Source organism: Pseudomonas sp. REST10 (assembly GCF_029542605.1).
Lineage (GTDB): Bacteria > Pseudomonadota > Gammaproteobacteria > Pseudomonadales > Pseudomonadaceae > Aquipseudomonas > Aquipseudomonas khazarica.
On sequence record NZ_CP035677.1, the window covers coordinates 4,883,624 to 4,908,244 of the forward strand.

A 24,621-nucleotide genomic window follows, 5' to 3' on the forward strand; every position below is an offset into this window, starting at 1 on the left:
TGCTGCTGGAGTCCGGCAAGCTGACCATCATGCTGATGTTCATCATCGCCAACGCCATGCTCTTCGCCCACGTGCTGACCACCGAGCAGATCCCGCAGCAGATCACCGCCTGGGTGGTGGAGCTGGGCCTGCAGCCGTGGCAGTTCCTGCTGGTGGTGAACATCGTGCTGCTGATCGCCGGTGCCTTCATGGAGCCGTCGGCGATCATCCTGATCCTCGCGCCGATCCTGTTCCCGATCGCCGTGCAGCTGGGCATCGACCCGATCCACCTGGGCATCATCATGGTGGTGAACATGGAGATCGGCCTGATCACCCCGCCGGTGGGGCTGAACCTGTTCGTCACCTCGGCGGTGACCGGCATGCCGCTGACCGCGGTGATCCGCGCTGCGCTGCCGTGGCTGATGATGCTGATCAGCTTCCTGCTGGTGATCACCTACATCCCGGCCGTGTCCATGGCCCTGCCGAACTGGCTGGGCATGAGCTGAGCCCGATAGAACGCTGCTACTTCGGTACCTCGTGTACCCACTCCGCCCGGCCCTAGTGCCGGGCTTTTTTTGGCCTGCCATCGCCCGACACAGTCGCCGCGATTGCCACACGGCCTGCCTCCATCTCGCGTAAAGTCGCGACACCCCGACCAAGGAATCCCGAGCATGATCCGACGCAGCCTGAAATCCGTGGTGACCACCTGGCTCACTGGCCTGCTGGCGCTGCTGCCACTGGTCCTGACCATGGCCCTGCTGGCCTGGATCTTCAGCCTGCTCAACCGCCTGGTCGGCCCGTCGACCATGATCGGCCAGCTGTTCGCCGCGCTCGGCCAGCCCTTCTCCAGCAATGGCTACATGGCCTGGCTACTCGGCAGCCTGGTCCTGCTGGCCAGCCTCTATCCGCTGGGGCTGGCCGTACAACTGGGCCTGCGCCGCCCCCTGGCGTGGCTGTTCGACCACACGCTGCGCCGCACCCCGCTGATCGGCAACTTCTACAACCTGGCCGACCGCTTCGTCGGCCTGCTGGACAAGAGCAAGAACCCGGACATCACCACCATGGCGCCGGTCTGGTGCTTCTTCGGGGGTGACGGCGTGGCGGTACTCGCCCTGCGCCCCAGCTCGGAAACGGTGGAGCTGGAAGGGCGTGCCTACTGCGCGATCCTCGTGCCGACCGCACCGATTCCGGTGGGCGGCGGTCTGCTCTACGTGCCTCAGGAGTGGGTTCGCCCGGCGGACATGGGCGTCGAGCAGCTGACCAGCATCTACGTTTCCATGGGCCTCACGCCACCCGGCAAGCGCACGGCCGAGCCCGCCACGCCAGGCAGCCGCTAGACCAATGGCAGGCTGGTGGTGGACTTGATCTCCGACAGGGCGACGATGGAGTTCACCTCCTGGATACCCGGCACCAGCGACAGCTTCTCGAAGAAGAAGCGCTCGTAGGCCTCGATGTCGCGCGTGACGATACGCAGCATGAAGTCCACCGCCCCCATCAGCACGTGGCACTCCAGCACCTCGGGAAACTCGCGCATGGCTTCGGCGAACTCAGTGAGGTTGGAGCGGCCATGGGCATTCAGCTTGACCTGGGCGAACACCTGGGTGTGCAGGCCGATCAGCTTACGATCCAGCAGGGTCACCTGCTTGCGAATCACCCCCTCTTCCTTGAGGCGCTGAATACGACGCCAGCACGGCGACTGCGACAGGCCGATACGCTCGGCGATCTCGGCCGTGGACAGGCCGGCATCCTCTTGCAGCAGCGCGAGAATGCGCTGATCGTAGGCATCCAGTTCGACGGACATAAAAATTCCCCAATCACTCAATACTGAGAAAACTCTATCCACATAACCGGTAAAATGACAGAAAACAAGGCAGAACTTTTGCCGCCGCAAGGGGGAAACTTAGGCAAAACCTGCCCCGAGTCGCCACCATGCCTGATACCACACCGTTCCCCGCTGTCCACCATCGCCGCGATCCCTGGCAGGATCGCCCGGATGCCTGCGTCGAATACCAGTTGCGCACCGATGCAGAAGCCGACGTGCTGTGCCGTCTGCTCGGCCTGTTCGCCCAGCTGCAGCTGCTGCCCGAGGCGCTGCAGGTCCAGCGCCAGCAGGACGATCTGCATATCAGCCTGCGCCTGCAAGGCCTCTCGACCCATCGCGCTGGCGTCCTGGCGCAGAAGCTGCGGGGCCTGGTCTGCGTCTGGCAGGTGGCCTGGCAGCACCTGGATCACAACCTGGTGACGGAGGTCGCCTGAAGCGGGCGCTCGATCACGCCTGGCCCTTCGCCCTTCTGCAGCTTTTCGGGCATCCTAGTTCGGCTAACCTTGTTCAGGTCGACCCCTAGGAGCCCTCATGTCCGCCTTCACTGCCACTGCCCCTGATCGCGTACTGGACCTCGGCGACCTGCTGCGCGAACTGGTCGCCCATGGCCGGGTCGACCAGGACGTGGCCGAGCAGTGCCTGGCGATACGCCGCAGCTCGCTGAACAACAACCAGCACCCGCTGGAGTTCCTCGCCGCCCAGCAGGTCGACGACCTGACACGGCCGGGCAAGAAGCTCGACCTGGAAACCCTGACCGTGTGGCTGGCCAACTTCTCCGGGCAGCCCTATCTGCGTATCGACCCGCTGAAGATCGACGTGCCGGCGATTACCCCGCTGATGTCCTACGCCTTCGCCCAACGCCACAAGATTCTTGCTGTGGCGGTGGACAGCGAAAGCGTCACCATCGCCAGCAGCCAGCCGCTGGTGCACAGCTGGGAAGCCAACCTGGTGCACGTGCTCAAGCGCCCGATCAAGCGCGTGGTGGCCAACCCCGCCGACATCCAGCGCTTCACCACCGAGTTCTATCGCCTGGCCCGCTCGGTCAGTGGCGCCAATGCCACCGACCAGAAGGTCAGCGGCGTCGGCAACTTCGAACAGTTGCTCAGCCTCGGCGCCCAGGACCAGGAGCCGGACGCCAACGATGCGCACATCGTCAACATCGTCGACTGGCTGTTCCAGTACGCCTTCCAGCAGCGCGCCAGCGATATCCATATCGAGCCGCGTCGTGAACAGGGCACCGTGCGCTTTCGCATCGACGGCGTGCTGCACACCGTCTACCAGTTCCCTGCCCAGGTCACCATGGCGGTGGTCAGCCGCCTGAAGAACCTGGGGCGAATGAACATCGCCGAAAAACGCAAGCCGCAGGACGGCCGGGTGAAGACCAAGACCCCGGACGGCAACGAGGTGGAACTGCGCCTGTCGACCCTGCCGACCGCCTTCGGCGAGAAGATGGTGATGCGTATCTTCGACCCCGACGTACTGCTGAAGAGCCCCGACCAGCTGGGCTTCTCGCCGGACGACCTGCGCCGCTGGGAGAGCATGACCTGCCAGCCCAACGGCATCATCCTGGTCACCGGCCCCACCGGTTCGGGCAAGACCACCACGCTGTACACCACGCTCAAGCAGCTGGCCACCGAAGAGGTGAACGTCTGCACCATCGAGGACCCGATCGAGATGATCGAGGGGGCCTTCAACCAGATGCAGGTGCAGCACAACATCGACCTGAGCTTCGCCAGCGGCGTGCGTGCCCTGATGCGTCAGGACCCGGACATCATCATGATCGGCGAGATCCGCGACCTGGAAACCGCCGAGATGGCCATCCAGGCCGCGCTCACCGGCCACCTGGTGCTCAGCACCCTGCACACCAACGATGCCCCCAGCGCCATTACCCGCCTGCTCGAACTGGGCGTGCCGCACTACCTGCTCAAGGCCACCGTGCTCGGCGTCATGGCCCAGCGCCTGGTGCGGACCCTGTGCCCGCACTGCAAGGCACCGGTGCAACTCGACGAAGACAGCTGGAGCGGCCTGACCAAGCCCTGGAGCTCGCCGCTGCCGAGCCATGCGCAACGCGCCGTGGGCTGCCTTGAATGCCGCGAGACCGGCTACCGCGGGCGCGCCGGGGTGTACGAAATCATGCTGATCAACGATGCCATCCGCCCGCTGATCAATGCCGACACCGACCTCACCGCCCTGCGTCGCGCGGCGTTCAAGGACGGCATGCGCAGCCTGCGCCTGTCCGGCGCGCAGAAGGTCGCCGCCGGGCAGACCACGATCGAGGAAGTGCTGCGCGTGACGCCGCAGAGCGAGCAACGCTGAAGCCTCGAGCGCGTTCGCTGCACGCCCCGCGTCTTCACGTCGCACTGTGCGGCCGTTCACCTGGCAGCGCTCGCCAGCCAGGTGCTGCCGGGCACTGAGAAGGGGTCGGCGGCAATCCCGCAGCGGCTATGCTTAGATGCGGAATAGGCGCGGCGCACCTTGCCTGCGCCTGCACAATGTATGCACGAGGGAGATCGCATCATGGAAATCGGTGGCGTCCTGCTGCTGTTCGTCGGCCTGGCTGTGGCCATCGTCTACATGGGCTTCAAGGTGGTGCCGCAGGGCTCGGAATGGACGGTGGAACGCTTCGGTCGCTACACCACGACGCTGAAGCCCGGCCTCAACATCATCGTGCCGGTGATGGACCGCATCGGTCGCAAGCTGAACGTCATGGAGAGCGTGCTGGATATTCCGCCGCAGGAAGTGATCAGCTCCGACAACGCCATCGTGCAGATCGACGCCGTGTGCTTCTTTCAGGTGATCAACGCTGCCCAGGCAGCCTACGAGGTCAACCACCTGGAGCACGCCATCCGCAACCTGGTGATGACCAACATCCGCACCGTGCTGGGCTCGCTGGAGCTCGATGCCATGCTCAGCCAGCGTGACGCCATCAACGAGCGCCTGCTCAAGACCGTGGACGAGGCCACCGCTCCCTGGGGCATCAAGATCACCCGCATCGAGATCAAGGACATCAGCCCGCCCGCCGACCTGGTGGAGGCCATGGCCAGCCAGATGAAGGCCGAGCGCCTCAAGCGCGCGCAGATCCTCGAGGCCGAGGGTGCACGCTCGGCCGCCATCCTCACCGCCGAAGGGCACAAGCAGGCGGAGATTCTTCGCGCCGAGGGCGAGCGCCAGGCCGCGTTCCTCGAAGCCGAAGCCCGTGAGCGGGCCGCGCAGGCCGAAGCCGAGGCGACCCGCGTGGTGTCCCAGGCCATCGCCGCCGGCAACGTCCAGGCGGTGAACTACTTCGTGGCCCAGAAGTATGTCGAGGCCCTGGGCCAGCTCGCCTCCGCCAACAACAGCAAGGTGGTGCTGATGCCGCTGGAGGCCAGCCAGGTGATCGGTGCCGTCGGCGGCATCGGCGAAATCGTCAAGGCCACCTTCGCCAGCGACGGCTCTGCAGAGAAGCGGAGCTGAGGCATGATCCAGTACCTGCAAAACCTGTCGTTCTGGGACTGGCTGGCCCTGGCTACCATCCTGCTGATCCTCGAAGTCTTCGGTGCCGGCGGCTACCTGCTGTGGATCGGCCTCGCGGCCGCCTGTGTCGGTGTGCTGACCTACCTGTTCCCGGCGCTGCCGTGGGTCTGGCAGTTCTTTCTGTTCGGCCTGCTGGCCATTCTCACCGCAGTGGTCTGGTGGCGCCGCCAGCGCAGCCCCCTGCCCCCCAGCGACCAGCCCGGCCTGAACCGGCGCGGCAGCGAGCTGCTCGGGCGGCGCTTCGCCCTGCACGAGGCGATCATCGACGGACGCGGCAAGATCAAGGCCGGCGACAGCCTGTGGCTGGTCAGCGGCCCCGACCTGCCAGCCGGCAGCCCGGTCAAGGTCGTGGCCCAGGAGGGCGTGGTCCTGAAGGTGGAACAGGACGCAGCCCGCGAGGCCGTCCGCTAGCCAAGGCGGCCGGCCATCGCCACCACGGAACCTGTGGCTCCTGATGCCACTCTGAATGAGTGTGCCTAATTCACAGGAGCTTCATCATGCGAGCAATAAGCCGGGCCGCCATGGCATTGAGCGCCTTCCTGATTGCCCAGAGCGCAGCCGCGGATGGCCTGCTGCGTGACATTCTGTCCTCGGGCGCGACCACCGCGTCGACCTACCTGACGTTCAAGGACCGCAAGCTGGTCGCTGCCGCAGAGGAGGATGCCAGCAGCTTCGTCGCCAGTGCCGGCGAGATTCGCGGCCCGCACCTGGAGGCCGCGCTGCAGCAGCTGCGCGCAGGCAACCCCGAGCTGCAGGACGCCGACGACATGGCGCTGGCCAGTGCCATCCTGGCGTCCTCGGCGGCTCCGCGCGACACCCGCACAGCCATTCCCGCCGAGTAACTCGCGCCCATAAAAAATGCCCGTATCCGGAAGATACGGGCATTTTCTTGAGCGCGGCTCGGGACTACACAGCTGCAAGGCTTCCCGAGCGACTCAGACCTTACATCAGCGGCAGGGTGTAGCTGACGATCAGGCGGTTTTCATCGATGTCGTTCGCGAAGTTGGAGCGAACGGTGGCGTTACGCCAGCGAACACCCAGGTTCTTCAGCGCGCCTTCCTGGAAGACGTACATCAGCTCGGTGTTGCGCTCCCACTCACGACCTTCGGAAACGCCACGGCCGCGATCGACGTTGTCGCCGGTCAGGTAGCGGGTCATGAAGGTCAGGCCCGGGATACCGATCGAGGCGAAGTTGAAGTCATAGCGCGCCTGGTAGGACTTCTCGTCCTTGTTGGCGAAGTCGCTGATCTGCACGTAGTTGACCAGGAACGGGTCGGTACCGTTGATGTAGGCGAAACCGGTGTCGCCGCTCATCTTCTGGTAGCCCAGACCGAAGGCATGGCCGTCCAGCGAGTAGGTGACCATGGCGCCGAAGGCCTTGTTGTCCACGTTGCTGCGATTGCCGTCATCGGTCGAGCGGGCGAAGCGCACGTCGGTCTTCAGGCTCTGCTTGTCGCCCAGCGGCAGGACGTGCACGGCGCTGAAGGAGTGCTGCTTGTACAGCTCGTCCAGGTTGGAGTAGTAGTAGCCGGCCGTCAGTTCCTTGGTCAGCTTGTAGGTGCCGCCGACGAAGTCGAACGAGTCGGCGGTGGCGCCACCAGAGGTGGTGATACCACGGCGACCGCCGCTGGTGATGGCGATGTCTTCGTAATCACCGGAGTTACGGTGGTTGACCTCACGCACGTGAGCGGCTTCCAGCATCAGGCCGTCGATTTCCTGGGAGACCAGGTGACCGGCTTCGAATACCTGGGGCAGCAGACGACCGTCGCTGGAGGCGATGGCGGCGTTCTTGAACTGCATCTGGCCAACGCGCAGGGTGCTGTTGGAGACCTTGACCTTGGCGGCTACAGCCAGGTCCGAGTAGTTGTCCTGCGAACCACCCGAGCGGTCCGGAACCAGCAGACCGCTACCAGCGGTACCGTCACCGGAATCCAGCTTGAAGCCGAACATGCCGATCGCATCGGCACCGAAGCCTACGGTACCTTCGGTGAAACCGGAGTTCATGCGCAGAATGAAACCTTGGGCCCACTCGTCCTGCTTGGACTGGCTCGGGGCCGGAGTGTCGCTGTTGCCCTGACGGAAATCGCGGTTGAAGTAGAAGTTGCGCGCTTCCAGGCTGACCTTGGTATCGCCGACCAGATCGGCGAAGGCCACTTGGCTCAGGCCCAGGGTGCTGGCGGCTACGGCCAGTGCCAGGGAGGTCTTTCTCATTATGTTTCTCTCCAGTGTGTTTTGAGTTGACGCATCGTCCGACGCAGGCTTCGGCACGAAGAGGCAGGTCGGAACGAATAGGGCAGACGCAACCGCGAGCCAGGGTGCGACAACGACCTGGCTCGAGCGGGTACGTGAAAAATTCAGGTAGTACAGAACAACGGCGAACGCAGGACAGCGGCCGAACTGAGGCAGGCAGAATGGTGCATGGTTGGCTTCTCTCGTCGTTGTTATTTTGCGCCGACATCCCGCCGGCATCTCGCGGGGCCTACGCAGATAGCGTGCCAGATCGTGAAAACACCTCAGCAAGCTATCTAGAACAGTAGGTTACATTTTTTCTGCAGGTCAGTGACCATTTAGTCACAGGGCTCTACAGGCAAGTTTCCGCTCACCACGACAGCCAATCAGGCGGAAAACCGCCAAGTCATCAACCGACCACGATCTGATTCTTGCCCTGGCGCTTGGCCAGGTACATGGCCGCATCGGCACGCGCATAGAGCGCGTCAAGGCTGGCATCGGCCGCCAGCAGGCTGGTCAGCCCCTGGCTGACCGTGATGCGGAAGCTCGTCCCTTCGTGCTGGAAGCCGAGGCGTTGCACCTCGCGTTGCAAGCGTTCGGCCACCTGCAGTGCGACATCCGGCTCACAGCCCGGGAACAGCGCGGCGAACTCCTCACCGCCGATGCGCCCGAACAGGTCGCCACGCCGCAACGCGTTGCTGCCACAGTGCGCCAGGCGCCGCAGGACATCGTCGCCGGTCTGATGGCCATAGTGGTCGTTGATCTTCTTGAAGTCGTCGAGATCGAGCAACAGAAAGGCCAGCGGGCTGCCGAACTTGCGGGCGTGTTCGAACTCGCGGCGGGCACATTCGAAGAAATGCCGGCGGTTGCTGCTCTGGGTCAGCACGTCGGTGGTCGCCAGACGGTGCAGCTCGCCCTCCAGGCGCTTCTTCTCGGTGATGTCCTCGGCAATACCGACGATCACCGGTCCCTGCTGCTGCCTTCCCCTGGGGCTGACGAAGCACTTGTCGCTGAGCCAGCGCAGCTGGCCATCGGCACGGATGATGCGGTACTCGCGACTCTCCACGGCCCCGGTTTCCAGCACCTTGGCCAGGCTCTCGGCCGCATAGTCGACATCGTCCGGGTAGATGCTGTTGCGCCACTCGCCGTAATCCGCCAGCAGCAGGGCGGCCGAGCGGCCGAAGATGCGTTCATAGGCCGGGCTGACGTAGATCATCCGCTGCTCGTTCCAGTCGAACGCCCAGAGCACGGCATTGACGCTGCCGAGCAGGCTGCTGAACAGCTGCTCGCGCTCGCCCAGGCGCTCGACCTCGGCGCGGCTATGCAGCAGGGCCAAGGTCAATTCTTCCAATTCGGAAACAGCGTTGCCTTCAGCATCCATTACAACAGCCATCCCTTCCCTCGCGTCGCATTGAAATGATCATAGTGCGAGTTCTTGGACAAAAACGAAGGCCCGCCGTTCGGCGGGCCTTCGTGTGTAACGAACGGCGCTCAGGCAGCCACGCCGGCCGGGCGCAGCGAGTAGGTCTTGAGCTGCTCGGCGAAGTCACGCAGCGACTGGATGCCACTGGCCTCGGCCTCGTGCACCCACTGCTTCATCGCCTCCAGCATGTCGTGGCCGTTGCTGCTGGTCTTCACCCAGATCTGCTGCAGGGCCAGGCGCTTCTCGTAGATCACCTTGAGCGCCTGACTCTGCGCCAGCATGTCGGCGATGCGCGCGTGGTGCTGCTCTTCCAGCAGGCTCGGCTCACGCGAGAGCAGGCGCTTGGCGCGACGGAACAGGTGACGAACGGACTCGTCGGCCTTGGCCACCTCCTGCTTGACCAGCGGTGCGATGACCAGCTTGCGGTACTGCGCCATGATCTGAAAGCGGTTGTTGAGGATGGCCATGGCGGTGTCCATGTCCAGACTCCCCTTGCCCTCGACCCGGTGGGCGATGGGCGCGACGCGCTGCACCTTGGCCAGCCCGAACAGACTGAACAGCCGGATCCAGGCCCAGCCCATGTCGAACTCCCAGGCCTTGACCGACAGCTTGGCGCTGTTCGGGTAGGTGTGGTGGTTGTTGTGCAGCTCCTCGCCGCCGATCAGGATGCCCCAGGGCAGCAAATTGGTGGCGGCGTCGCGGCATTCGAAGTTGCGGTAGCCGACCGCGTGGCCCAGACCGTTGATCACACCAGCGGCCCAGACCGGAATCCACATCATCTGCACCGCCCAGACGGTCATGCCGAGCACGCCGAACAGGGCCAGGTCGATGATCGCCATCAGGGTCACGCCACCGATCGGGTAGCGGCTGTAGACATTGCGTTCGATCCAGTCGTCCGGGCAGTTCTTGCCGTAGATACGCAGGGTTTCCTGGTTCTTCGCCTCTTCCTGGTAAAGCTCGGCGCCCTTGCGCAGCACGGTGCCCAGCCCCTTGATGACCGGGCTGTGCGGGTCATCGTCGGTCTCGCACTTGGCGTGATGCTTGCGGTGAATCGCGGTCCACTCGCGAGTGTTCTGGCCCGTGGTCAGCCACAGCCAGAAACGGAAGAAATGCTTGAGCGCGGGGTGCAGCTCCAGTGCACGATGCGCCGAATAGCGGTGCAGATAGACCGTGACGCTGACGATGGTCACGTGCGTCATCAGCAGGGTCACAGCCACCAACTGCCAGACCGAAAGGTCGAGTAAACCGTTGTACCACATGGATGCTGTTGCCTCTTGATAGGGAAACACGGTTTGTCCTACAAGAACGAACCTGATCGCATTATCCCTGACCCAGGCCAGAAAACCAGTTGGTCTTTTAGATAAGAATGTTTCAGCCCCACCCCATCTATACTGCCCACCATTTGAAGGGAGCTTGACCTGCACCCCATGCGTATCGACTTTGCCGCCCTGCGTCTGACCCTGGTCTACCTGCTGCTCGCAGGCGCCTGGGTTCTCCTGAGTGACCAGTTGCTGGCGGCACTGGGCCTGTCCGTGGCGCAGCAGGAGCGCCTGCAATCACTCAAGGGACTGTTCTTCGTCCTGCTGACCAGCGCCCTGCTCTACCTGGTGCTGTACCGCCACGCCCAGCGGCATCGCCGCGCACGGCTGGAGTTGGCGAGCAACGAGGAACGCCTGCGCCTGGCCCTCAATGCCACCCACGACGGCCTGTGGGACTGGGACGTGTCCAAGCGCCGGGTATTCTTCTCCGATGGCTACGCCGCGCTGCTCGGCCTGACGCCACAGGCCCTTGGCGATACCCGTGACGACTGGGCCGCGCGCCTGCACCCGGATGACCGTGAAGGTGCGATGCAGGCACTCAGTACCGAGTGGACCGATCAGCAGTACGAAAACATCTACCGCCTGCGGCATGCCGATGGCAGCTACCGCTGGATCCACTCGCGCGGCCGCTTGCTGCGCGACGAGGATGGCCAGCCACAGCGCTTCATCGGCATTGCCAGCGATGTCACCCAGCAACGTGCCGACGAGGACAGCCTGCGCCAGGCTGCTGCCGTGTTCGATGCCACTCAGGAGGGTGTGCTGGTCACCGACCCCGACCAGCGTATCGTCCATGTCAATCCGGCCTTCAGTCGCATCACCGGCTACAGCAGCGAGGAGATACTCGGGCAGCGCCCCAATCTGCTCAACTCGGGGCACCATGACGCCAGCTTCTACCAGAGCATGTGGAACGCGCTGGAAAATCGCGGCGCCTGGAGCGGCGAAGTGTGGAACCGGCGCAAGAGCGGCGAGATCTATCCGCAGTGGCAGTGCATCCGCGTCATCCATGACGAACAGGGGCGCCTCAGTCACTACGTGGCGGTGTTCTCCGACATCAGTGCACTGAAGCGCTCGCAGCATGAGCTGGACTACCTGGCCCACCACGACCCGCTGAGCAACCTGCCCAACCGCCTGCTGTTCACCGAACGGGTCGCCCATGCACTGGAACGCAGCAAGAGCGAAGGGTTGCGCGGCGCCGTGCTGCTGATCGACCTGGATCATTTCAAGCACATCAACGAGAGCCTCGGGCACAACGTCGGCGATGCCCTGCTGAAGGGGGTCGGCGAACGCCTGCTGCAGGATATTCCCAACGGCTGCACCCTGGCCCGCCTGGGGGGCGACGAGTTCGGCCTGCTCTCCGAGAACTGTTCCGCCGCACCACAGGCTGCGGAGCTGGCACAACGCCTGCTGCGCTGCCTGGAAGCGCCCTTTCGTTTCGACGGACATGAACTGTATATCGGCGCCAGCATCGGTATCGGCCTGTTCCCGGGGGAAGCCGACAGCGTCGAGCAGATCATGCGCAATGCCGACTCGGCGTTGTTCAAGGCCAAGAGCAGCGGCCGCGAGGGCTATGCATTCTATGTGCAGGAACTGACCGACTACGCGCGCCAGCGTGTCGAGCTGGCCAGCAGCCTGCGCCATGCCCTGGACAACCAGGAGCTGCGCGTTTACTACCAGCCCCTGCATGACCTGCGTGATGGTCACATGGTGGGCATGGAGGCACTGGTGCGCTGGCAGCACCCGCAGCGTGGCCTGGTGCCCCCGGCCGAGTTCATCCCGATGGCCGAAGAGAACGGCATGATCGCGGCCATCGACGCCTGGGTGCTGGAGCAGGCCTGCCGCCAGATGGTGAGCTGGAATGCCGAGGGCAGCTCGCTGCGTTTCGTCGCGGTGAACATCTCCAGCCGCCTGTTCAGCCGTGGCGAACTCGACCAGAAGGTAGCGCGGGTCCTGGCCGAAACCGGCCTTCCGGCTGGTCAGCTGGAACTGGAGGTGACCGAGAGCGCGATCATGGAAGACCCTGATGCGGCCCTGCGCTTCCTGACCCGCTTGCGTGCCCTGGGCGTACGCCTGGCCATCGACGACTTCGGCACCGGCTATAGTTCGCTTGCACGCCTGAAACGCCTGCCGGTGGACAAGCTGAAGATCGATCAGAGTTTCGTCCGCGGCCTGCCCGAAGATACCGACGATGCGGCCATCGCCCGCGCCGTCATTGCACTTGGACACAGCCTGGGCCTGAAGGTACTGGCCGAAGGCATCGAAGCACCACGTCAGGTCGAGTTCCTCCGCGAGCTGGGCTGTGACTATGGTCAGGGTTACCACTACGGCAGACCGCTACCGGCACAGCGCCGGACAGGCGACCACCCCGAAGGGCCCTCACCACACGACAGCCCATTCACGCCGAGGGATTGAGCATGCGGGTGCTGATACTGGAAGACGATCCATGGATCGCCGATCTGCTCAAGCAGATCGTCCAAAACCTGCACCCCAGCACACAGATCGAAAGCGTCACGCGGCTGGCCGATGCGCTCGACGCCTGGAAGCGTCAACCGGCCCAGCTGGTCATCGCCGACTGGAACCTGCCCGACGGCCCCGGCACCAGCCTGCTCGAGGTCGCGCACCGCAGTGACGCCAGCGTCCCGCTGGTGATGATTACCGCGCGCTCCGACCGGGACAGCGTGCTGCTGGCACGCCGGCTAGGGATAAACGCCTTCATCAGCAAGCCCTTTCAGGTGCCCAAGGTACTCGAGACCCTGCGCCCGCTGCTGTCACCGCAGCACGACGAACCCGCTGACGCCGCAGTGCCTGCCACAGGTGGCTTCCTGCCGTTTCTCGCGGGCCTGCCCAACAGCGCCCTGGACCTGCCCCTGCACGATGCCCTGCTCCAGCAGTTGCACAAGCCCGACCAGGCACCGCAGGCACTGCAGGAGTACTGGCAGAACGATCCGGCGGTGCATGCCCGGCTGATCGCTGCCGCCAACAGCGCCAGCTACAACGCCAGCGGGCAACCCTGCATCAGCCTCCCGGAAGCGCTGCGCCGGCTCGGGCCAGGCACGGTGCTCAGCCTGGTTCAGGGGCTCGCGCTACGCCCCGTGGCGGCCCTGCAGGACGATGACCTCAAACGCCTGGGCGACGAGCAGTTCACCCAGGCCCGGTATCTGCGCCAGCGCATCGAGGAGCTGTGCAAGAGCGCCAGGATCGACGCAGCGGCCATGAGCAGCGCTGCGTTGCTGCAACGCATGGGGGAGCTGGCGGTTCTGTACCAGGCACAGTGCTGGCGTCATGCCGGCCAGGCGCTGGATGACGAAACCCTGGGTAGCGCCCTGCAGCGCTGCAGCGGCGACCTGGCCAACCGGCTCAAGAGCCACTGGCGCCTGCCGACGCCGCTGCGCGAACTGATCGGCGCCTGCTACGCCTTGCCTCCCGGCAACAGCAAGCGCGACCCGGTGATCATGCGCCTGGCCTGCGCGGAGTTGCAGGGTGGCAGCGAGCAGGAACTGGACCGTCTGTACCGGCTCGCCGGCATCGACAGGGGCACGGCCAGGTGAGGACGAACCCGCGGCCGATCCGCTGGATCGTCATCGGTGGCAGCCTGTGCCTGGCGATCCTCTTCGCCCTGCTTGGCCGCCAGGCGATGGTCGAACGCGAGGCGCTGTGGCAACTGCAGATGAACAAGCAGGCGGAGGCACTGCGACTGGCCCTGCACAGCTCGCAGAAAGGCCTGCACGAACGCGCCCAGCTGCTGGCCGAGGCGATGGCCGCCGATGCCTGGGTAGTGGAACTGGTCCGCCAGGCATACAGCCTCGGCGACGGCAGCCCGCAGCAACTGACCGACATCCGCAACCAGCTCTACACCCGCCTCGCACCGCGCTGGCGCAACCTGCAGCGCCAGCACAGTTTCCGCCTCTTCGTGCACCTGCCCCCAGGGGACAGGATTCTGCTGCGCGTGCATGACCCGCGGCACTTTGGCGACACCATCAGGCTCGTCCAGCCCCTGGTGGAAGACAGCCTGCGCGACGGCGACAGCGTGACCGGCGTCAGCTCCAACAACCTGGGCGACGTCAGCGTGCATGCCATGACCCCGCTGACCGTGGAGACCCAGGACGGACCGAAGCAGATCGGCGTGCTCGAGGTGGCCATGAGCGTGCTCGCCACCCCCAGGGAGTTCGACCAGGAGCTGGGCGGCGGAGTCGCCCTGCTGCTGCGTTCGAGCCAGCTGACCCACCGCAGCGGTGAAGCCTTGCGTGGCCTGAGCAGCGACCCGCAGCAGTGGCAGGTGATCAGCGCCTCGCGCCCCCAGGCCATGCACTGGCAACGCAATGGCCTGCTGCCGACACCGAGCCGGGCCGACGGCCATGACCTGCAGGAAGACGAAGGCCGCCATTTCCTGCTGAGTGACTATCCGCTGGTCGACCTCACGGCCCGCGCCGGCGGACCGCTGAATGCCTCTCTGCTGGCCTGGCGGGACGTGAGCCCGCTGTACGCGTTGCACGTTCGCGACAAGCACTGGCTGATCGGCAAATGGGTCCTGGCCTGGTTGAGCGCGGAGGTTCTGCTGCTGGTGCTGTTGCGCGCCACCCGCCACAGCACCCAGCGCCTGCTGCAACGCCAGCAACGCGCCCTGCATGCGCTCAACGAAATCTCCGCGCTTTCCAGCCTGAGCAGCAAGGAGCAGCTGCGCGAGGCACTGCGCACGGGAGCGGACTACTTCGGCATGCCGATCGGGGTCATCGGTCTCATCGAGGACGAACGCTATCGGGTGCTGGTGCAGGTCGCTCCCGGCGACGAACTGCAGGACGAACAGACCTTCGCCCTCGACGAGACCTACAGCAGCCTGGCCTATGCCCAGGACGAAGTGCTGAGCATCGAACACATGGCCTCCTCCCCCTACCGCGCACATGCCTGCTACGACAAGTTCGCCCTGGAGAGCTACATCGGCATCGCCATCTGGGTCGACGGACGCCGCGCCGGCACCCTGGCCTTCTGCGACCACACGGTACAGGAGCGCGCCTTCAACGACAGCGAGCGCGAGTTCATGCGCCTGTTCGCCCGCTGGGTCGGCGCCACCCTGGAGCGAGACCAGCAGGAACAGGCGCGCCAGGCCCTGCTGGAGCGCCTGGCCAGCATCATCGAAGGCACCGACGTGGGCACCTGGGAATGGAACGTCCAGACCGGCGAGACCGTGTTCAACGAGCGCTGGGCGCAGATGTTCGGCTATCGCCTGGACGAGTTGCAGCCCACGCGGGTGGAAACCTGGCTGCGCCTCTGTCACCCGGATGACCGCGAGCCCAGCGAACGCCTGCTGCAACGTCATTTCGCCGGCGAAGTGACCTACTACGACAGCCAGATCCGCATGCAGCACCGGGACGGCCACTGGCTGTGGATACAGGTACGCGGACGCCTCTCCAGACGCGATGCACGGGGCCGCCCCCTGCTGATGTACGGCACCCACACCGACGTCAGCGAGGCGCGCCAGCGCGAAGAGGCGGTCACCGAGGCCCGCGTCTTCCTGCAGACGCTGCTGGACTCGGCCACCGGGGTCTCGATCATCGCCACCGACCTCGACGGCCTGATCACCCTGTTCAACTCCGGCGCCGAGCGCTTGCTGGGCTACAGCAGCGCCGAGGCCGTCGGGCAGATGACCCCCGAACGCTTCCACCTCGCCGAAGAGGTCGAGGCACGTGCCGAGGAACTGAGCCGCAGCAGCGGCGAACGCATCGAAGGCTTCGAGGTGTTCGTCCACAATGCGCGCGGCGGCGAGCCGGAAACCCGCCAGTGGACCTACGTGCACCAGGATGGCAGCCAGTACCGGGTCAACCTCACCACCAGCGTCATCCTCGATGCCAGCGGCCAGGCCATCGGTTTCCTCGGCGTGGCCAGCGACATCAGCGCGCTGCAGCAGGCCACACGCGCCCTGCAGCAGAGCGAAAGCCGCTTCCGTGGCCTGGTCGCCAACCTGCCTGGCGTGGTCTACCGCTGCGCCAACGACAGCAGCTGGAGCATGCGCTACATCAGCGACGAAGTGCTCAGCCTCACCGGCTACCCGTCCAGCGACTTCATCGACAACCGCGTGCGCAGCTTCTCCAGCGTCATCCACCCGGACGACCTGCCGATCACCTACCAGGCCGACCAAGCCATCGTCCTCAAGGAGACCTTCGAGCTGACCTACCGCCTGCGCCATGCCGACGGCCACAGTGTCTGGGTGCGCGAGAAGGGCCGCGGCGAGTACGACACGCACGGCCGGCTGCTCTGGGTCGATGGCTTCATCTGGGACATCAGCGAGCGCAAGGTCATCGAGGACCAGTTGCGCCTGAGCCAGCAGCGCTTCCGCAATGCCTTCAACACGGCGCCCCTGGGCATGGCCCTGGTCGCCCCGGATGGCCGCTGGCTGGAGGTCAACGACGAACTGTGCCGCATGTTCGGCTACAGCCGCGAAGAGCTGCTGAACAGCGATTTCATGGACCTCTCCCACCCCGACGACCTGGATGCCGACCTGCACAACCTCGAGGACCTGGTCGCCGGGCGGATCAGCGCCTACCAGATGGAAAAGCGCTACGTGGACAAGCAGGGCCGCGTGCTCTGGGGCCTGCTCAGCGTGTCCCTGGTCCGCGATGCGGAGGGCCAACCGGTGCACTTCGTCTCGCAGATCCAGGACTTCAGCGCGCGGGTCAGCGCCGAACGGGCCATTCGCGAGCGCGAGCACTACCTGAGCACCCTGCTCGACAACGTCATCGATGCCATCGTCACCATCGACGGCTCGGGTACGATCGAGACCTTCAACCACGCGGCCGAGCAGATGTTCGGCCACACCCAGGCCGACGTCGCCGGGCACAACGTCAGCATCCTGATGCCTGAACCCCACCGCAGCGCGCACGATGGCTATCTCCTGCACTACCTGAACACCGGCGAAGCGCGGGTGATCAACCAGACCCGCGAGCTCGAGGGCTTGCGCCAGAGCGGCGAGCGCTTCCCCCTGGAACTGGCGGTCTCGCAGATCAGCCACCAGGGCCAGGTGCGCTTCATCGCGGTGATCCGCGATATCGCCGAGCGCAAGCGCATCGAGCAGATGAAGAACGAGTTCGTCTCCACCGTGAGCCACGAACTGCGTACGCCATTGACGGCCATCGCCGGCTCGCTGGGCCTGATCAACGGCGGCGCGCTCGGCCCGGTGCCGGAGGCCATGGCAGCGATGCTGAGCATCGCGCAGGCCAACAGCCAGCGCCTCAGCGAACTGATCAACGACCTGCTGGACATGGAGAAACTGGTCGCCGGCAAGATGCACTTCGACCTCAGACCCTGGCCGCTGCGAGCGCTGCTGGAGCAGGCGCGGCTGCACAACCAGCCCTACGCCGACCAGCATCAGGTGCGCCTGGTCCTGCACGCGCAAGGCGACGCCAGCGTGAGAGTCGATGCGCAGCGCCTGGGGCAGGTCATGGCCAACCTGCTGTCCAACGCCGCCAAGTTCTCGCCGCCCGGTGGCGAGGTGGACATCCGCCTGGAGGAGGTCGGCGACAGGCTGCGCGTCAGCGTCAGCGACCGGGGCCCCGGCATTCCCGCGGCCTTCCACTCGCGCATTTTCGCCAAGTTCTCCCAGGCCGACTCCGGTGACACCCGGCAGAAGGGCGGCACCGGCCTGGGCCTGGCGATCTGCAAGGAAATGATCGAACGCATGCAGGGACGTATCGGCTTCGACTCCATACCCGGCCAGGGCGCCACCTTCTGGTTCGAACTGCCCCGTGCGGACCGCGCCGAAACATGAATCCATTCGCAGTGCTGGCCGAGATGGACCAAGCTGTACCACACTGCTGACAACAGCCAACCACCGGGTACCGCCGATGACCGAGCTCAAGCGCATCCTGCACGTCGAGGACGACCCCTCGATCCAGGCCGTGGCCAAGGTAGCCCTGGAAGCCGTAGGCGGCTTCCAGGTACTGACCTGCGCCAGCGGCCAGGACGCCCTCGACCAGGTACAGGGCTTTGCGCCCGACTTCATCCTGCTGGACGTGATGATGCCCGGCATGGACGGTCCGAAGACGCTGGAGCTGCTCGGTCAACTGGTCAACACCGAGCAGATCCCGGTCGCCTTCATGACCGCCAAGGTGCAGCCCGATGAAGTTGCCCACTACCGCAGCCTGGGCGCCCATGGGGTGATCATCAAACCCTTCGACCCGATGCAGCTCGCGGCCCAGGTCCGGGACATCTGGAACCAGCGCCATGGATAAACACGAGGGCAGCGCCGTACCCCAGGCCTTGCAGCAGCACCTGCAGCAGCTCAGCCAGCAGTTCAGCGAGCGCCTGCGCCAGGAGCTGCCGCACCTGGCGCAACTGGGCGGCCTGCTGCTGGAGGCCGACGACGTCGAGCGCAAGCGGGTGCTGCTGGAACTGCGCCACCAGTTGCACCGCCTGGCCGGCAGCGCCGGCACCTTCGGTTTCACCCAGCTCGGCCAGCAGGCGCGTGAGCTGGAACAACATGCCGAACGCTGGATGGAACGCCAGTCGCGCCAGCAGCAGGGGCTCAACGACTTCATCAGTGCCCTGCAGGCGCTCGGCGAACAGCCCATCAGCGCCAGCGCCAGCAGCGAGACGAGCGAGAGCGGACGCAAGCCCCCCCGCCACGAGGACGGCAGCCGCACCATCTACATCCTCGAGGGTGAAGCGGCCATTGGCGAGAGCATGCGCCAGACGCTGAACAACTTCGGCTACCAGGCCGAGCACTTCAATTCCATCGCCGGCCTCGACGCGGCCCTGCAGCAGCAGATGCCCGACGCCCTGATCATCGACGCCAAGCTGCCCGGCGAGGCCAGCTGCGGGCTGCACTACGCCAGCCAGCTGCGCGAGCGCCTGGAAGAGCCGCTGCCGCTGCTGGTGCTCACCGACCAGCAGGACGACTTCGCCACCCAGCTGCAGGCCGTTCGCGCCGGGGCCATGGGGCTGTTCAGCAAGCCCGTGGACATACCCCAGCTGGAAAGCCGCCTGGAGCGCTGTTTCTCCCAGCAGAGCGGCGAGCCATACCGCGTGCTGATCGCCGACGACGACCAGGACCTGGCCAGCCGCTACAGCCTGGTGCTGCGCGATGCGGGCATGCTGGTGGAGATCCTCAGCGAACCTGCGCAGATCTTCGCCCACCTGCGCGACTTCAACCCGGAAGTGGTGCTGCTCGACGTCAACATGCCGGACTGCAGCGGCCCCGAGCTGGCGCAAATCATCCGCTGCAACGACGACTGGCTGCGCATTCCGATCATCTACCTGTCGGCTGAGACCGACATCAGCAAGCAGATGAACGCCCTGATCAAGGCCGGTGACGACTTCATCACCAAGCCCATTTCCGACAACGCGCTGGTCGCCACGGTGTTTTCCCGTGCCCAGCGTGCGCGCCTGCTGTCCATCGCCCTGGCCCGCGACAGCCTGACCGGCCTGCTCAAGCACGCCGATATCAAGGAGCAGGTGGCCATCGAACTGGAACGCTCGCTGCGCAGCGGCGACCGCACCAGCGTGGTGATGCTCGACATCGACCACTTCAAGCGGGTCAACGACGACCACGGCCACGCCGCCGGCGACAACGTCATCCGAGCGCTGGCCAACCTGCTGCGCCAGCGTCTGCGGCGCATCGACAGCCTGGGACGCTACGGTGGCGAGGAGTTTCTCGCGGTGCTGCCCGACTGCACGCCGGAGCAGGCGCGGCTGATCGTCGACGAGATTCGCCAGCGCTTCGCCGAACTGCGCTTCATCGCCGACGGCGGCGAGTTCTCCGTGACCTTGAGCGCCGGCATCGCCGGGACCGACGTCAACAGCGACGCCGAGCAACTGCGCGAGCGTGCGGACAAGGCGCTGTACGCCGCCAAGCATGGCGGGCGCAACCAGGTGCAGGTCGCCACGCCGGAAGAGCATCGCGGCTGAAGCCGCTCCTACAGACAGCGGCGCCTGGCGCCAGACCTCGATCCGTAGGGTGGATGTCGCTCTTCACATCCACCAAAGGGGTCGCCGCTACCACAAATGGCGGGCGTAATCGACGCTGAACACAGCGCAAGAGCATCGCGGCTGAAGCCGCTCCTACGAGCAGCGGCGCCTGGCGCAAGACCTCGATCGTAGGGTGGATGTCGCTCTTCACATCCACCAAAGGGATCAGCGCAACCGCAAATGGCGGACGTAATCGGCGCTGAGCATAGCCCAAGAGCATCGCGGCTGAAGCCGCTCCTACAGGCAGCGGCGCCTGGCGCAAGACCTCGATCCGTAGGGTGGATGTCGCTCTTCACATCCACCAAAGGGGTCAGCGCAACCACAAGTGGCGAACGTAATCGGCGCTGAACGCAGCGCAAGAGCATCGTGGGAGCGGCTTCAGCCGCAATTGAAGGCCAGGTGGACGCCGCGTTGCACATCCACCACAACGCCCCCGTGATCAGGCCTCGGCGCGCTGCATCAGCTTGCGCTGCCGCCACTCCATGAAGGTCTTCAGCAGCAGGGTGAGCAGCGCCATGCACGCCAGCAGGCCCGCAGCGGTGAAGGCGGCGGCCGGCTTGTAGTCGTTGTTGAGCTGATCGACCAGCAACGGCAGGGTCAGGGTCTGGTTGATGATGGTGCCGGACACCACCGATACCGCGCCGAACTCGCCCACCGCACGGGCGTTGGTCACCACCACACCGTACAGCAGCGCCCACTTGATCTTGGGCAGGCTGATGCGCCGGAAGATCTGCCAGCCGCTGGCGCCCAGGCACATGGCGGCAGTTTCCTCGTCCTGGCCCTGCGCCTGCATCACCGGGATCAGGATGCGCGCCACGTATGGCGCGGTGACGAACACCGTGACCATGACGATGCCCGGCCAGGCGAACATCAGCTGCATACCGTTATCGTAGAACCAGCGCCCGATGAAGCTCTCCAGGCCGTACACCACCAGATAGCAGAGGCCGGCGACCACCGGCGACACCGCATAGGGAATGTCGATCAGCGTGGTCAGCAGCTTGCGCCCACGAAAGTCGTAGTGCGTCACGCACCAGGCCAGGCAGATGCCGAAGCACAGGTTCAGCGGCACGGTGATGGCGGCGACGAACAGGGTCAGGCCGATGGCATGCAGCATGTAGTCTTCGCCCAGGTTGCTCCACAGCAACTCCAGGCCACCCGCCAGCGCCTTGGTGAAGATCAGCGCCAGCGGCACCAGCAGGATCAACGCCACCACGGCCAGGCCGGACAGCACCAGCGCCCACTGGCGCCAATCTTGAGGTTTTTTCATCGACCTTGCCGTTGCCATGCGAACAGACGTCCCTGCACGACCTGCAGGATGAACAGAAGCGTCAGCGACGCCAGCAGGATCACCGAGGCGATGGCGGCGGCCGCCGGGTAGTTGAACTCCTGCAGACGGACGAAAATCATCAGCGAACTGACCTCCGTCTTGTAGGGGATGTTGCCGGCGATCATGATCACCGCGCCGAACTCGCCGAGGCTGCGAATGAAGGCCTGCGAGCCGCCGGTGACCAGCGCCGGCGTCAGCGTCGGCAGCACCACATGGCGGAAGGTCTGCAGGCGGTTGGCACCCAGGGTTCGCGCGGCCTCTTCGTACTCCGCGCCCAGGTCCTGCAGCACCGGCTGCACGGTGCGCACGACGAAGGGAATGCTGGTGAAGACCATCGCCACGATGATCCCCGCATAGGCATAGGCCACCTTGAAACCGAGCCACTGGCCGATCCAGCCGTTGGGCACCAGCAGCGTGGCCAGGGTCAGGCCGGCCACCGACGTGGGCAGGGCGAACGGCAGGTCGATCAGCGCGTCGACGATGCGGCGACCGGGAAAGTCGTAGCGGGTGATGATCCAGGCCAGCAGCAGCCCGATCACCAGCACCGCCAGGGTCGAGAAGAAGGCCGCAGAAATGGTCACCTTGTAGGTCTGCACCACGCGCGGGTCGCTGATCGCGAACCAGTACTGCGCCCAGGTCATATCGCTGACATACAGGAGCAACGCCGACAGCGGCAGCAGGATGACCAGGGAGAGGTACAGCACGCTGACGCCAAAGCTCAGGCCGAAGCCCGGCAACAGCGGAGTCTGCAGGAAGAACAGCGTCGATCTACTCACGAAGAAGCTCGGCTCTACAAATGCAGTTGGCCGCCAAGAAGGCGGCCAACGAACCTGAAAATCGGCTGTCGAGGGCGAGTATCAACGGCCCTCAGCCAGGAGTTGGTCAAGAATACCACCGTTGTCGAAGTGCTTGGCGGTGATGTCATCCCAGCTGCCCAGCACATCGTTGGGGTTGATCAGGCGTACCGGGGCGAACTGGGCCTTGGTCGCCTCGACCACTTCCGGGTTGTGCACACGGTAGTTGTAGGTGGTCAGCAGTTGCTGGATGTCCTTGCTGTACTGGAAGTCGAGGAAGGCCTTGGCCTGCTCGCGGGTGCCGCGCTCGTCAGCCACCTTGTCGACGATGGCCACCGGGAACTCGGCAAGCACGCTGACTTCCGGCACCACGATCTGCAGGTTGGCGGACTTGAACTCGTCGCCCTTGGCGATGTTGATCACTTCCGACTCGAAGGTCAGCAGCACGTCGCCCTGGCCGTTCTGGGCGAAGGCCACGGTGGCACCACGACCGCCGGTGGGGAAGTTCTCGACGTTGTGCAGCAGCTTGCCGACGAAGGCCTTGATCTTCGCCTCGTCACCCTTGAACTTCTCGTTGGCGAACAGCCAGGCCGCCAGGTAGCTGTAGCGGGCGTTGCCGGAAGTCTTTGGGTTGGGGAACACCAGCTTGACGTCATCGCGGATCAGGTCGTCCCAACCCTTGATGTTCTTCGGGTTGCCCTCACGGACCAGGAACGCGGTGGTGCTGTAGTAGGGCGAGCTGTTGTTGGGAAACTGCTCGGCCCAGTCCTTGCGCAGCAGACCACGCTTGGCCAGGATGTCCACGTCGGTCACCTGGTTGAAGGTCACCACGTCGACCTTCTTGCCCTGGATGATGTCCTGCGCCTGACGCGAGGTCCCGGCGAAGGACTGGATGATCTTCACGTCCTTGCCGGACTGTTCCTTCCAGTACTCGACGAACCTGGGGTTGATCTCGCCGAACAGCTCGCGGGCGATGTCGTAGGAAGCGTTGTGGAATGGCGTGTCGGCCGCGGCATGGCTCAGCGAGCCGGTCAGCAGGGTGGCGCTGGCCACGGTGGCCAGAACGATCTTCTTCAGCATCTAAGGCGTCCTTATCGAAAGAGGAACCTGCGGGCAGGCTATTTGATGGCGCGATTCTGCAGAAAAATCTTATAGCTGAAAAATATCTTTTAATTCTCGATTTATAACCAAAAACATCAGCCAATAGCCGGCCCTGCAGCTCCGGCTCATGCACGAAACCAGCAGTAATCACCGACCAGTGTGACAGCGCAACGCAGCGCGGCTTTGTATCATCGCCGATACATTACCGACACGTTCCGGATACGCCGATCACCGAGACTCTCACGGGGCGTTGGCGCCCCGGTATCTTCCGTTGCCGATGGAGCCGTCCCTGGTGCATGACACGACCCAGACCGAAGCCACACCCCGTACCACGCGCGTGCTGCTCGTCGACGACAACGAAGAGCTGCGCGAGCTGCTTGGCGGCTACCTGACGCGCTTCAACATCGCCAGCGAGGCGGTTGGCAATGGCGCGGCCATGCGCCTGGCCCTGGCCGGGGGGCACTTCGACGCGGTGATTCTCGACCTGATGCTGCCCGGCGAAGATGGCCTGAGCCTGTGCCGCGAGCTGCGCGCCACGTCCGATATCCCGATCCTTATGCTCACCGCCCGCTGCGAACCGGCCGACCGCATCATCGGCCTGGAGCTGGGTGCCGACGACTACATGGCCAAGCCGTTCGAACCGCGCGAACTGGTGGCGCGCATCCAGAGCATCCTACGCCGGGTGCGCGATGGGCGGGACACACCACGGGACGAGCCACCGTCGCAACTACGCTTCGCCGACTGGACGCTGCACAGCGTGCTACGCCAGCTGCAGGCGCCGAGCGGGCTGGTGGTGCCCCTGTCGAACGCCGAGTTCCGCCTGCTCTGGGCCTTCCTCGAGCGCCCGAGGCGGGTGCTCAGCCGTGAGCAATTGCTCGACGCCGCCCGTGGCCGTGCCATCGAGGCCTTCGACCGCAGCATCGACCTGCTGGTCTCACGGCTGCGCCAGAAGCTCGGCGACGATTCGCGCAACCCCAACCTGATCAAGACCGTGCGCGGCGAAGGCTACCTGCTCGACGTTGCCGAGATCCGCTGATGGCGCGCCCCGACAGTCTGTTCGCACGCCTGCTCGGCGTGTTCCTGATCGCCATCGTGCTAGCTCATGCACTGGCCTTCGCCTGGTTCGGCCGTTACGGCGCCCCCCCGCCGCCACCCCCGCC

Annotated in this window: 19 protein-coding genes and 1 pseudogene; 13 read left to right on the forward strand and 7 right to left on the reverse strand. The window is 65.0% G+C overall.

Features of this window, described 5'->3' with window-relative positions; all coding sequences use genetic code 11:
* Positions 1–485, forward strand: a pseudogene (dctM, locus tag EWH21_RS23100) (C4-dicarboxylate TRAP transporter large permease protein DctM); the annotation flags it as partial.
* A 165-nt stretch (positions 486–650) separates the two neighbouring features.
* Positions 651–1,316, forward strand: a complete 666-nt coding sequence (locus tag EWH21_RS23105) for a DUF502 domain-containing protein (protein ID WP_152489873.1) — start codon at positions 651–653, stop codon at positions 1,314–1,316.
* Here EWH21_RS23105 and EWH21_RS23110 read toward each other — a convergent pair.
* Positions 1,313–1,780 (reverse strand): Lrp/AsnC family transcriptional regulator, encoded by a 468-nt coding sequence (locus EWH21_RS23110; protein WP_134678320.1) that lies wholly within the window; start codon positions 1,778–1,780, stop codon positions 1,313–1,315. The two genes, EWH21_RS23105 and EWH21_RS23110, sit on opposite strands and share 4 nt — an antisense overlap.
* A 128-nt stretch (positions 1,781–1,908) precedes the next feature.
* On the opposite strand from EWH21_RS23110, the gene EWH21_RS23115 reads away from it, so the two are divergent.
* The 5 genes from EWH21_RS23115 to EWH21_RS23135 all read left to right on the forward strand — a co-directional run bounded on the left by EWH21_RS23115 (position 1,909) and on the right by EWH21_RS23135 (position 6,156).
* Positions 1,909–2,235 carry a hypothetical protein gene (locus EWH21_RS23115; protein ID WP_277699422.1) on the forward strand — a complete coding sequence of 109 codons (327 nt, stop codon included), beginning with the start codon at positions 1,909–1,911 and terminating at the stop codon, positions 2,233–2,235.
* A gap of 97 nt (positions 2,236–2,332) precedes the next feature.
* Entirely contained in the window at positions 2,333–4,117 is a 1,785-nt protein-coding gene (locus tag EWH21_RS23120; RefSeq protein WP_277699423.1) for a GspE/PulE family protein, read from the forward strand.
* A gap of 201 nt (positions 4,118–4,318) precedes the next feature.
* Positions 4,319–5,254 (forward strand): SPFH domain-containing protein, encoded by a 936-nt coding sequence (locus tag EWH21_RS23125; RefSeq protein ID WP_037057477.1) that lies wholly within the window; start codon positions 4,319–4,321, stop codon positions 5,252–5,254.
* 3 nt (positions 5,255–5,257) lie between these two features.
* On the forward strand, positions 5,258–5,725 hold the full coding sequence (locus EWH21_RS23130; RefSeq protein ID WP_047589587.1) for an NfeD family protein: 468 nt from the start codon (positions 5,258–5,260) through the stop codon (positions 5,723–5,725).
* Positions 5,726–5,811: 86 nt separating this feature from the next.
* Entirely contained in the window at positions 5,812–6,156 is a 345-nt protein-coding gene (locus EWH21_RS23135; protein WP_037051397.1) for a DUF2388 domain-containing protein, read from the forward strand.
* 100 nt (positions 6,157–6,256) lie between these two features.
* On the opposite strand, the gene EWH21_RS23140 is transcribed toward EWH21_RS23135, so the two are convergent.
* The 3 genes from EWH21_RS23140 to desA form a co-directional block, all read right to left on the reverse strand.
* On the reverse strand, positions 6,257–7,525 hold the full coding sequence (locus tag EWH21_RS23140) for an OprD family porin (RefSeq protein ID WP_277699424.1): 1,269 nt from the start codon (positions 7,523–7,525) through the stop codon (positions 6,257–6,259).
* A 427-nt stretch (positions 7,526–7,952) separates the two neighbouring features.
* Entirely contained in the window at positions 7,953–8,924 is a 972-nt protein-coding gene (locus tag EWH21_RS23145; protein WP_152489877.1) for a sensor domain-containing diguanylate cyclase, read from the reverse strand.
* Positions 8,925–9,034: 110 nt separating this feature from the next.
* Complete coding sequence (desA, locus tag EWH21_RS23150; RefSeq protein ID WP_037051392.1) at positions 9,035–10,225, reverse strand: delta-9 fatty acid desaturase DesA; 1,191 nt, start codon at positions 10,223–10,225, stop codon at positions 9,035–9,037.
* A gap of 168 nt (positions 10,226–10,393) precedes the next feature.
* On the opposite strand from desA, the gene dibA reads away from it, so the two are divergent.
* From dibA to EWH21_RS23175, 5 genes are all read left to right on the forward strand, one after another.
* Positions 10,394–12,694, forward strand: a complete 2,301-nt coding sequence (gene dibA, locus EWH21_RS23155) for a phosphodiesterase DibA (protein ID WP_277699425.1) — start codon at positions 10,394–10,396, stop codon at positions 12,692–12,694.
* A gap of 2 nt (positions 12,695–12,696) precedes the next feature.
* Complete coding sequence (locus EWH21_RS23160) at positions 12,697–13,830, forward strand: HDOD domain-containing protein (RefSeq protein WP_277699426.1); 1,134 nt, start codon at positions 12,697–12,699, stop codon at positions 13,828–13,830.
* Complete coding sequence (locus tag EWH21_RS23165) at positions 13,827–18,041, forward strand: PAS domain S-box protein (RefSeq protein ID WP_277699427.1); 4,215 nt, start codon at positions 13,827–13,829, stop codon at positions 18,039–18,041. Before EWH21_RS23160 ends, EWH21_RS23165 begins: the two co-directional genes overlap by 4 nt.
* 76 nt (positions 18,042–18,117) lie before the next feature.
* Positions 18,118–18,504 carry a response regulator gene (locus tag EWH21_RS23170; protein WP_037051390.1) on the forward strand — a complete coding sequence of 129 codons (387 nt, stop codon included), beginning with the start codon at positions 18,118–18,120 and terminating at the stop codon, positions 18,502–18,504.
* Positions 18,497–20,179, forward strand: a complete 1,683-nt coding sequence (locus EWH21_RS23175) for a diguanylate cyclase (protein ID WP_277699428.1) — start codon at positions 18,497–18,499, stop codon at positions 20,177–20,179. The genes EWH21_RS23170 and EWH21_RS23175 overlap by 8 nt, the downstream gene beginning before the upstream one ends.
* A 499-nt stretch (positions 20,180–20,678) precedes the next feature.
* Here EWH21_RS23175 and cysW read toward each other — a convergent pair whose 3' ends face one another.
* The 3 genes from cysW to cysP all read right to left on the reverse strand — a co-directional run bounded on the left by cysW (position 20,679) and on the right by cysP (position 23,440).
* Positions 20,679–21,506 (reverse strand): sulfate ABC transporter permease subunit CysW, encoded by an 828-nt coding sequence (gene cysW / locus EWH21_RS23180; RefSeq protein WP_037051388.1) that lies wholly within the window; start codon positions 21,504–21,506, stop codon positions 20,679–20,681.
* Positions 21,503–22,342 carry a sulfate ABC transporter permease subunit CysT gene (gene cysT, locus EWH21_RS23185; protein ID WP_037051386.1) on the reverse strand — a complete coding sequence of 280 codons (840 nt, stop codon included), beginning with the start codon at positions 22,340–22,342 and terminating at the stop codon, positions 21,503–21,505. Before cysT ends, cysW begins: the two co-directional genes overlap by 4 nt.
* A gap of 81 nt (positions 22,343–22,423) precedes the next feature.
* Positions 22,424–23,440, reverse strand: coding sequence for a thiosulfate ABC transporter substrate-binding protein CysP (cysP, locus tag EWH21_RS23190; protein WP_150606968.1), 1,017 nt, complete (start codon positions 23,438–23,440; stop codon positions 22,424–22,426).
* Positions 23,441–23,738: 298 nt separating this feature from the next.
* Here cysP and EWH21_RS23195 point away from each other — a divergent pair, with 298 nt between their 5' ends.
* Positions 23,739–24,497, forward strand: a complete 759-nt coding sequence (locus tag EWH21_RS23195) for a response regulator transcription factor (protein ID WP_037051364.1) — start codon at positions 23,739–23,741, stop codon at positions 24,495–24,497.
* Positions 24,498–24,621: the final 124 nt, after the last annotated feature.